The organism is Acetobacterium sp., assembly GCF_039830195.1.
Classification (GTDB): Bacteria; Bacillota; Clostridia; order Eubacteriales; family Eubacteriaceae; genus Acetobacterium.
The window spans coordinates 1-10,197 of sequence record NZ_JBDODG010000002.1 but is presented as its reverse complement, the minus strand read 5'-3'; the positions used below and the strand labels follow the sequence as shown (position 1 = coordinate 10,197).

11 protein-coding genes are annotated in these 10,197 nt (G+C 45.4%); 2 read left to right on the top strand and 9 right to left on the bottom strand.

The features are described from left to right. Positions 1-269: 269 nt before the first annotated feature. The 3 genes from ABGU93_RS00440 to ABGU93_RS00430 all read right to left on the bottom strand — a co-directional run bounded on the left by ABGU93_RS00440 (position 270) and on the right by ABGU93_RS00430 (position 3,286). Positions 270-1,928, bottom strand: coding sequence for a C39 family peptidase (locus tag ABGU93_RS00440; protein ID WP_347411534.1), 1,659 nt, complete (start codon positions 1,926-1,928; stop codon positions 270-272). Between the two features lie 185 nt (positions 1,929-2,113). Continuing rightward, positions 2,114-2,806: a Crp/Fnr family transcriptional regulator gene (locus ABGU93_RS00435; RefSeq protein ID WP_347411533.1), complete on the bottom strand. Its 693-nt coding sequence runs from the start codon at positions 2,804-2,806 to the stop codon at positions 2,114-2,116. 276 nt (positions 2,807-3,082) lie between these two features. Continuing rightward, complete coding sequence (locus tag ABGU93_RS00430) at positions 3,083-3,286, bottom strand: DUF1858 domain-containing protein (protein ID WP_347411532.1); 204 nt, start codon at positions 3,284-3,286, stop codon at positions 3,083-3,085. A gap of 185 nt (positions 3,287-3,471) precedes the next feature. Here ABGU93_RS00430 and ABGU93_RS00425 point away from each other — a divergent pair, with 185 nt between their 5' ends. Both ABGU93_RS00425 and ABGU93_RS00420 read left to right on the top strand, forming a co-directional pair. Then, complete coding sequence (locus tag ABGU93_RS00425; protein WP_347411531.1) at positions 3,472-4,077, top strand: hypothetical protein; 606 nt, start codon at positions 3,472-3,474, stop codon at positions 4,075-4,077. Next, a complete protein-coding gene (locus ABGU93_RS00420) occupies positions 4,074-4,637 on the top strand; it encodes a hemerythrin domain-containing protein (protein ID WP_347411530.1) in 564 nt (187 codons plus the stop codon). Before ABGU93_RS00425 ends, ABGU93_RS00420 begins: the two co-directional genes overlap by 4 nt. A 137-nt stretch (positions 4,638-4,774) precedes the next feature. Here the strand turns inward: ABGU93_RS00420 and ABGU93_RS00415 are convergent, their stop codons facing one another. The 6 genes from ABGU93_RS00415 to ABGU93_RS00390 all read right to left on the bottom strand — a co-directional run. After that, positions 4,775-6,409, bottom strand: a complete 1,635-nt coding sequence (locus ABGU93_RS00415) for a sensor domain-containing diguanylate cyclase (protein WP_347411529.1) — start codon at positions 6,407-6,409, stop codon at positions 4,775-4,777. 90 nt (positions 6,410-6,499) lie between these two features. Then, positions 6,500-7,459, bottom strand: a complete 960-nt coding sequence (locus tag ABGU93_RS00410) for a methyl-accepting chemotaxis protein (RefSeq protein WP_347411528.1) — start codon at positions 7,457-7,459, stop codon at positions 6,500-6,502. Positions 7,460-7,469: 10 nt separating this feature from the next. Then, a complete protein-coding gene (locus ABGU93_RS00405) occupies positions 7,470-8,501 on the bottom strand; it encodes an FIST N-terminal domain-containing protein (RefSeq protein WP_347411527.1) in 1,032 nt (343 codons plus the stop codon). A 122-nt stretch (positions 8,502-8,623) separates the two neighbouring features. Next, positions 8,624-8,866: a hypothetical protein gene (locus tag ABGU93_RS00400; RefSeq protein ID WP_347411526.1), complete on the bottom strand. Its 243-nt coding sequence runs from the start codon at positions 8,864-8,866 to the stop codon at positions 8,624-8,626. 211 nt (positions 8,867-9,077) lie between these two features. After that, positions 9,078-9,533 (bottom strand): GyrI-like domain-containing protein, encoded by a 456-nt coding sequence (locus ABGU93_RS00395; protein WP_347411525.1) that lies wholly within the window; start codon positions 9,531-9,533, stop codon positions 9,078-9,080. A gap of 155 nt (positions 9,534-9,688) precedes the next feature. After that, the coding region (locus ABGU93_RS00390) for a transaldolase family protein (protein WP_347411524.1) at positions 9,689-10,197 on the bottom strand (509 nt) is incomplete at its 5' end.

The following is a 10,197-nucleotide window of genomic DNA, read 5'->3' as shown; positions in this document are numbered from 1 at the left end:
GCTCGGGACTTTCACCCGTTAGATTGCGCCCATGCCGGGCGCACATAAAAAAAGAACCTGGAAAATCAGGTTCTTTGAGGTTGTCGATAAACTACCGTACCGACCAATTGTTAATCTGTTGTTCGCCGCGGAATCGGACAGGCTCTGCCGTGTTCGCTCCGATGCGTACAACATGATGTAACAATTGTCGGTACTGGGTTATCTTTTTTGACAGTCTGAGAACCTGGAAACTCAGGTTCTTTTTTAGGTGGTTTATAAATTTTCTGGCTTTAATGAATTATATAGGCAATATTGCCAGATTCGGCCCAGGCTGCTGCAAACTGATCAAGACGATAGCGGACCCGAACTCCGGCGTTGCTGGCAGCGGCCGGATCATTGATGATGATATAATCGGTGCCGTTTTCATTGGTAAACCCACATACTACAATCAGATGTCCATAGGTTGACGGGATCGGCGCCCCATCGATAACCGGTAAATCGGCACTGACCCCGGTGCTGTTCTTATAGGCCACTGCCACCGCCACCGGATGACCCCCGGCAATTTCCCGCTTTAAGCCCTCGATGGTGGAATAATCCACATAGGCCAGATAACCAAAGCTGGCAGCATAGGCGGTGTTAAAAGGCCAGTTACCAAACTCCTCAGCGCCATAATCATAGGCGCCCCAGGCGGCAGTTTCCGGCTGGACCGCAGTGCCATAATAATTAAGAATCATCGCCACGCTGGTGGGACTACAAATGGAATCGGCAATTGACGGTTCCCGGATCATCTGGGACAACTGCGGCACATTGAGAACCGGCAAGTTTGATAAATCAGGATTATCAGCAAAGACCTTGGTAATGCCCTGGCCGGGATTGGCATTTCGCAACGCCACTGCGATTAATCGTACCGTCGGTGTCGCTCCGGCAGTGCCGGAATGCAGAATCACCCGATATTGGATTTTATTGGCAGTTCTACCATTTTTGAGTACCAGGGTATCGACATCGATTTTTGCCAGTGGGCTATCCGTATTCCCGATTCCGGAAGAACGGTGGATGGTGGTTCCCCACTGCCCGAAGGATAGCCAGTCGGACCAATTTTCCGTAGACTGGCCGTTGGCATCGACAGCATTTTCGCAAACCCGGGCCTCTACCTGAACCAGGGTTCCGGCCGGCGTGTCAGTATCCCAGGACAGTACCGCTTTGGTAAAGGGACTGGCATTAAAGACATTGGAGGTATAAACGCCCTGCTTATTCCCTGACTGCAACTGGATTGTCCCGTCGCCGGAATTGGCCGCAATGGCGACCTGATCCAAGCCCATGGCGTTATCATTAAAATCGCTGGCTGTGGTCTGAATCAGCAGATTTCCCGGTACCGATTTCCGCTCGACAAAGGGGCTATTCTGGTCCACAGTTCCCGCTGGCGGATTGCCGCCTTTCGGCACAATCACGATATGGATACCTTCCAGCCGATAGGAATAGCCAGCTGTTCCTGAGCTTTCACCGTTTTTGGCCCAGCCCAGCCAACCCATATTCTGAGCATGAACCTGATAATAAACATCAAAGGCTTCAGCATCAGCCCCGGTCAAATTAAGCTGAATCGCTTCCAGCCGGTAGCTCAGCCCTTCAGTGCCGCTCATATCACCATTGCTTTTCCAACCGCGGTCGGTATCAGCTTCCCAACCAATGTTCTGGATATGGGTTTGATAAGTGATGCCCAGATCATAAGCCGGGGCATCCAGCTTCACCTCAATGCCTTCCAAGCGCAGGCTTCTGCCGGCGGTTCCGCTCATCGTACCGTCAGCCACAAATTTCTGCCAGCCATCATTCTGGACATGGGTCCGGTAACTGACACTGGGGATTCCCGCCGCTATCACCCCCACCGGGAGCATTCCGGCCAACAGGCACAGGCCCAGCAATGCAGCAAAACTCTTTGTTATACTTTTCTTCACAGATTTATCCTCTTTCATGATTTATGATCCAACACTTTTCGTGTTTTAATTAACTTTTAACTTATTGGCTTATCATATTACTTTAGCAGAGATCAGTCAATCATCACTTTTTCAATTCTTAAACCGGTGACCGCCAGGATTATGCCCCGAAAAACACACTACCTTCGCAACCAGCGGATTATCGGTCAGATCATCAAACAATCCTTTAATCCATCCAGATCAAGGATTCTAAAAGAATTCTGGTAGTAATCCAGCAACCCTTCGTCCTTCATCCGGCTCAGTTCCCGGCTCATGGCGGTTCGGGAAACATTAAGGTATTCGGCCAATTCGTTGCGGTTGAAGACAATATCAAAGCTCCGGCTGTTGATTGTCTGGGATTCATGAATCAGGTAGGTGGCCAGCTTTTCCCGCATCCCTTTTAGCATCAGCAGTTCAATTTTAGAATTCATCCGGAAGTTTTTTTCGCCCAACAACATCATCATATTCTGAATCAGCTGAAAATGAAAATTACAGGCATTGCCGCAGGTTCTGATGATCCGTTCAAAAGGAATAAATAAAATCTGAGCGTCTTCTTTGACACGGACACTCACCGGTGCGATTCGAGCTTTGGTGCAGACGATCCCCTCGCCAAAAATATGGGCCGGCCCTAAAACATCCATGATCAGTCTGGCGCCGGCGGGATTTTCTTTTATAATTTCAACGGCACCGGTGAGCACGATCCCCACAAAACTGATTTGGCTACCGGCCAGAATAACATAGTCATCACTACTAAATTTCCGGACATTGCCATTGATACAGGTCATCAGGACTTTATATTCATCGGCTTTGATATTATCAAACAACGGACTCTTTTCTAGCACCCTATAAAATTTCTCCATCAAAGTCCCCTCTTTCTTCTCTATTAAATAATCACTCAATGCGCTACTGGTTTTCCTTATTATATGACAGCCAGTTTATTCCGTAAAGATTGAAAATGAAAAAAGCGCCCGATTAGCAGGCGCTTAAAACTGTAATATAACTACTAACCCAGTACCGACAATTGTTACATCATGTTGTACGCATCGGAGCGGACACGGCAGAGCCTGTCCGATTCCGCGGCGAACAACAGATTAACAATTGGTCGGTACGCTAGTTTTTGTCTACTTCTTCCCGGCTTACAGTGAAGCCAGGTGGGCGTTGAGTTTGTCCACCAGGGCATCAGCGCTGGTGCTATGTACCTGGCAGGCTTCTTCGATGGTTTCCATTTGTGAAGATGGACAACCCAGACAATGCATACCGATTTCTAATAAGATCGGAGCGAAGCCCCCGTCTATTCTTAATAACTCACCAATTTTCATATCTTTGCTTACTTTTTGCATGGTAAAACCTCCTGAGATTTATTGTGAAAACAATAATTTATTTTTAACTTGGACCCAGTATACCACAAAGATTCTTATTTTTTGTAGCCACAGCTACAATTATTTTATAAAAAGTAGTTATAATGAACTCATCAAATAAAAACAGCGGCGATAAAAAATTAAGCCGCCATCTCAGGAGGACGAATATGAGTAAATTTTTAGGACCGATACATTTTTGGGTATATAACAAAATACAGATACAACAGGAAATTGTGGCGGACATCATTGCCTTAAATGGTGAAACCGCATCACAGCGCCGGGACGAGCTGGACCAACGCTATGGTATTTCCGAAACCAGACCATTAGAAGCAGTTATCGATGAAGGCAATATTCACGGCTGGCTCCAGGTCAATGTCACCCGGTCAGAATATAAGCTGGCGGATAGTATCACCGCACTGCTTAAAAAAGATCCTGACAACTACCCTCTGATCGAAGCAATTTTTAGCGCCAAAGGCCGATCCTTATCCCAGGACAAGATGACGGCGGCAGCTGCCTACAAGCTTCTCAGTGACAGTCTGCTGGACGGCATGCCCTGCGATCATGCCAATGTCCTGATCGCGGAAAGCGAAGACGAAGTTGTCTGGAAGCGCAATACCTGTGTCCATGCCAACTACTGGAGTGAAGTCGACGGCGACATCGCAGTCTATTATGCTCTACGCGAAGCCCTGATCCGGGGTTTTCTGGAAAATACCGGGCTAGTCTATGAAAAAACTGATGAAGTGACCAATGTGATCAGGAGGGAAAACCAATGAACAGTATTGAATTAATGATCGATGAGCATACCCATATTATCCGGATGTTGGGCGTCGTCCGCAAGGCCAGTTATCAGGTAATGCAGGGCGACCCCATCAATTACGAAGACTTTGACAAGATGATTGACTTTATCGCCAATTATGCGGATGTTCATCATCACGGTAAAGAAGAAAAGTTTCTCTTTAAAGAAATGGTCGATCATCTGGGCAAAATGGGAAGCAATCTGATTTCTCACGGGATGCTGGTGGAACACGACTGGGGCCGATTGTTTATCGCCGAATTAAAAGCCGCCTTAATCCGGGTGCAGGCTGGCGATGATGAAAGCCGGTTGGATGTGATTGCCAATGCGATTGGTTACGCCAGCCACCTGGCCCGTCACATTGCCAAGGAAGACACGGTGGTCTATCCCTTTGCCGAAAAACAGCTGGCCCCGGAAATACTGGCCCAGATCAACGCTCAGACCGCGACCTTTGAAGCCGAAGCCGAGCAACAGGGGATTCCAGCTTACTATCTCAACCTGCTGGCAGAACTGGAGTCTAAATATCTGTTAGCCCCGTAGCCGTTACGGGGCCGATACCATCAGCATTATCATCACAAAAAATCCACAGCGTTGCGGCTGTGGATTTTTTTCGTGATGTTTGATTTATTTACAAGTACCGGTGCCTTGCCCAACCAGATGCTGTCGCGGATAGCGACTTAGTCCTGTGGTAACGGCCCGGTTTCGTCACCGGGTTTAAAGTCCCGGATAATTTTCAAATCCTTTTTGATAATTTTTTTCTCCCGATACATTTTCTCATCGGCCTGATTGATAATGGTGTCAATGTATTCATTGGAGCCGCCGTTGAAGGTTTCTATGCCATGGCTGGCACTGATCAGGTAGCGACGGTTTTCAGTGTCATTGATCTGTTCAAATTCTTCCACAATCCGTTGCCAGACAGCTTCGGCCCCGGTTTCATCCAGACCTTCGAAGATGATCAGAAACTCGTCGCCGCCCAGTCTGGCGACGAAATCATTGGCCCGGATCTTGTTTTTGATGCCGTTGGTGATGGTTATAATCAGTTCATCCCCAACATCGTGGCCTAAATAATCGTTGACATCCTTCAACCCATTGATGTCGATAAAACAAACCGAGATTTCGCTTTTGTTTTTCTCGGTACTTTTATATAACTGGGCCAGTTTTTCAAAGCCGGTCCGGCGATTAAAGATCCCGGTCATCGCATCATATTCAGAAAAATATTTAATTTCGTCATTTTTTACCTTATTGATCGTCAGCAGGGCGCCTAAAAATAAGGCGAACGCTAAAATCAGAAAATAAGCGAACAAATTATCTCTCAAGACCAGTAGGACGGTATCAAACAAGTTGCCCGTCAGCAGCTTGCCTTCTGTTGTATCCGGCGGAATATATGAAACGATGGTCCAATCCCCCAGTCCCAGGACCAGTGAATGGTCGCCGCCAAGTTCCAGATCATCGGCGGTCAGGATGTTCGTGTAACTAAATACTCCGGTGTCAGAACTGTGGACGCCGCTTTTTTCGGTCTGAATGGTCTGCCAGATATCGGGAAAATCATTTTTAAAGCTTTCATCCAGTCGCTGCTCATCCATAAATGTCCAGGCCTTGCTGCTGTCGCCGCTATGGTAAAGCCAATAGCCATCGGCATTGAGCATAAAAATATTACCCTGACTGGTAGAGGCAATTTTTTCCACCTGACTCAGCATATCTGCCGCTGTATAATTCAGCACCACGATGCCCTCTAACTGACCTCTGGACCCGTAATAGGGGGTGGCCAGGCGGATCATCGGTTTGATGGGCTGCTCAATCTGATCGTTTTCGATGTTTAAATCCAGCTTGGAAACATAGACCTGGTCATCTTCCAGTTCAATCGCTTCGGCAAAATAGTAACGGTCCGCCTTATTCTGAAGGTCGTCACTGTCGGTGAGGGTGGCCCCGGTTTCGGTATAATTGACCCGGATCACTTCATTGCCATCCACATCAATAAAACGAATCTGATCATAGATCATTTTTCGATTTGAAAAAGCCAGCCAGTGATTCTCAACATCGGAATAGTCGCCCCGACCATTGTCACCCATTTGTAAGGCATCGGTGACATAAAGCAGATCCGTTGCCAACCGATTGACCTTGTTGGAAACAATGGTTTTTTCCACATCTACCAGCCGTTCTTCCTGGGTCATGATTTCGTGTTTCTGAGCCGTATCGGCATTAATCTGGATCACCAGGGTAATCACAAAAAAAGCCAAGCTGAGAGTCAGGAATACCGCCAGTGTATAGATAATTATTTTTTTGGTGTCGCTGTTAATAGTTTTATCGATCAAGGTGAAAACTCCTTCTAAGTAATATAAATAGATCTGCGTTTATTGTACCTTAATCAAATCGTTAAAACAAGGTGCCAACATCTAAAAGATCTAAGACTCCTTCAATTCACTGAATAACTTGATTTGATTTAAGTGGTTCAGAATTCTCATATAATAATCGGATTTGACCTGAACCGCAGCGATCAGCTGTTCGAACTCCTGATTTTCTGTTTTTGAACGCGATACCACATTGGTTAAATTAGTTGCGATCTTTTCCATATCGTGAACATTAGTATTTTGGGAACTTTGCACCAGATTAATATGTTCATGGACATGACCCTCAGCTTCTACAATGTTATCCAGTAACTGAATCGATTCGTCTGTTTTCTGGGTCACTTCACTGACGACTCTTTTTCCGTCGGCGGCTTTGGCATTTAGCTTTTCAACAATCAGATTCATATTATTTAATGCCTCCAGAATCTCGGTTGCATTTTTCTTTGAATAGTCTGCCAACTTTTTGACTTCATCGGCGATGACCGAAAAGCCGTTGCCGGCTTCCCCGGCATGGGCCGCTTCAATGGAAGCGTTGAGGGAAAGCAGATTGGTCTGCATAGCCAGCTTTGAAATAATGGTCGAATAGTTTCGGATGCTCATATACTGGGCTTGGGTTTCAACAATCATATCGGAAAATTCTTCAAAAACAGTGTTGACCCGATTCATTTCCACGGCCAGACTGCCGATGCCAATTTTGGCGGCCTGGATTTCCTGAGAGGTGTTTTCCAGGCTTTTATAAACCCCCTGGACCTGATCCTGAGTGTGTTGGGTGTTGCCAGAAAGAGATTCCAGGTGAGTTTCGATTTGTTCTATTTGGTGCGTTGTATAGCCACTTCCATTAAACAGCTCATTTAAATTAAAGGTAATGATGCCTTCTTCTTTGAGCAGGTTATGGATCTGTTTATTCATATCACTGGACAACTCAAAAATTTCGTTAAAATACGCAGTTGAGCTGTTGTTATTGTTTTTTCCCAGATCGATTAAAATTTCGTCTGAGCCATTGGTTATATTTGTCATTACAGGCCTCCTATTCTACCAGTAGCAGAACCATTGTCTGATTAAAATGGTTCTTAAAGTATTGTTCTCCGTAGCTGACAAATCCGGTTTGATTTTTGCAGATGGTTAATAACTCGGCATCAACATCTCGCCAGGATTTCGTTTCAATAAAGTATAAACTGCGAAGAATACAATTGATGGACAGGACAAAGCTGGGCCTGAATTCCACTTGATTTAAGGTATCGTTGATAACATCAGCATGATTTTTTAATTCGAGTACGTCAACAAACGTATTTGGAATAATCTGGGCGTAAAAGGTAATGGACCGATCTGGATTGATCTTCATCGGGGACGCGATATAGATATCATCATCAGCGCTTTTTCCCAATGGATTTGACATGAAATATTTTTCTAAATCGGACACATTAACCCCAAGCATTCTTGCATATTCAACGGATGCTGGTTGATGATTAAAGGTTTTAACAATACGTTTGACGGGATCCGCTTCCGTAACCAGCATTTTTTTGCCACAGGGACCGTATAAATTTTCCTTAATAAGTTGTGTTCGGGTTTTGGTGTTAAAAAATAACGCTACGCTATGTACTTTTTTTGAACCGATATAAATGCTGGTTTCTTTAAAATTCAGATTGTCTCCAGCACTGCCACCAATTATCTTGAATTGGGGGTCCGTGAAAAAAAACGTGGTAATGATGCTTTCTTCCATGGCCGATAGCCCATCGCACAATAAAAAGGCAAAGGCATTTTGATTATGTTTGACTTTTTCATAAGCTTTTTTTAAAGTCTGTAGACCTCTAGCCGGTGGATACAACAGTTCAACAACTTCGACACTTTCAGGATCGTAGGAAAATCCGGTAATTGCCGGATCCTGGAACCCTTTCGGGGTAAACTCACCTGAAGTCGAACAAAGAATGACACGCTCATCAAATTTTCCGGCTAATTCCGTTACCATGGTAACACTGGTAAAAACAACATAAGATTGGCGATCATTTTTTTCAATGGCAGCTCTGAGCTCTTCTGGAGTCTGGTACAAAAAAGAATTCATTAAAATTATCTTTCTCCTTGTTTTGATATATCCGACGTTCCTGAAACCTCAATCAAAGGATATCGGGGATTTTTTAAGATTCGTGATGCTGATTCAATTGCAAACTCCAAAGTGTTCATTTTTCAAACGTGTAAAAACTGACATAGCTTAAAGAAGACTTTATTTAAGGCCTTTGCATCGTGAAACTTTCTTGTTATACCATATTGGAAAATATTTACGAAAAGAAGTGCTGGAAATTTTTGTAGACTCTTTAAATAAGTGTTCAATACTAGAACACTTACCTCCTTCTTCGCCGGTATGGCAATGTTGAATTTCCTGCCCTGGCCACGATTATCGGCGACAACAACACCACCGATTTTTTCCATGTCGAAATTACTGTCAGCGTCGCCATCGAAGGCATTCTGCGACTGACCGAAGCTGCCGCAATTCGCATCAAAACTGGCGATTTAAATTGTAGAAACAGAGCGATGCCAGATGAACTCGCACTCAAAAAGAGGCGGCTGATTGTGTTAATAACACAACCTCACCGCCCCATGGGCACTCTTAATTATTACGTTCTAAAACTTAAGATTCCGCTCAACGGATTGGCGCGCAGATTTCACAACGGTGGTTTTTAACCATTCGGGCTGCATATCTTTCCATAATCGGCCGGGACCCATCCAGTTGATAACCTTGTTTGCTGAGATCTAAAAACAAGTTTGACCAGGCTCGCTCCAGAGATTCCGCGGTATGATCGATCACAAAAACCGCATATTCCCCGGGACTTATCCGGCCGATATGGACGTCATCGTCACTGATCTGCTGAACATCACTGACGATCAGACCGGCATCATAGCGACAGTCTTCCGGTTTTGTCACAGTAGGATTATCCCAGGGGACCCCCAAAATAATTGATTCGTCATTTAATAAGCCTTTGACCATTGCCCAGGCTTTCAATTTTTCCATGGTCTGGATATTGCCCAAGCCATAAGAACCCCGCCTCTGAATATACACCAGTTCAGCTTCCGGGATCATTTCAATTTTCATTTTCATTTTTTCTTATTCCTTTCGATCTAACGATTCAGACCGGTCTATAAGCAATTTACCATGATTTTAAATGAAAAGAAACGTAATTTTTAAAAAAGTCTTTCGCAAAAATTTGATTTATCACGAATCCGGGGATTACTGAAACACCGGGATAGGCCAGATTATTTTACCGCACCTTCCCAGTCCTTCAGAAATTTTGCGATGCCCTGATCCGTCAGCGGATGCTTAAGGGAATCCATTAACACCTGATAAGGGATGGTGGCGATGTCAGCACCGGCCATAGCCGCCTGGGACAGATGCTTGCGATTCCGGATGCTGGCGGCGATCACTTCCGTTTTGATCCCATAATTACTGAAAATCAGCATGATCTCGGCAATCAGATCGATCCCATCTGAGCCAATATCGTCGATCCGTCCGATAAAAGGTGAAACGTAGGCAGCCCCGGCCTTGGCGGCGGCCAGGGCCTGAGTGGCCGAGAACACCAGTGTTACATTGACCCGGATCCCCTGTTTACTCAGGATCGATGTGGCAGTGATCCCGGCTGCTGTCATCGGTACCTTGATGACGATGTTTTTGTGCAGCTGAGCAAGATCCAGGGCTTCGGATACCATCCCCGCTGCTTCCAGCGAGACGACTTCGGCGCTGATTGGACCGTCCACAATGGCGGTGA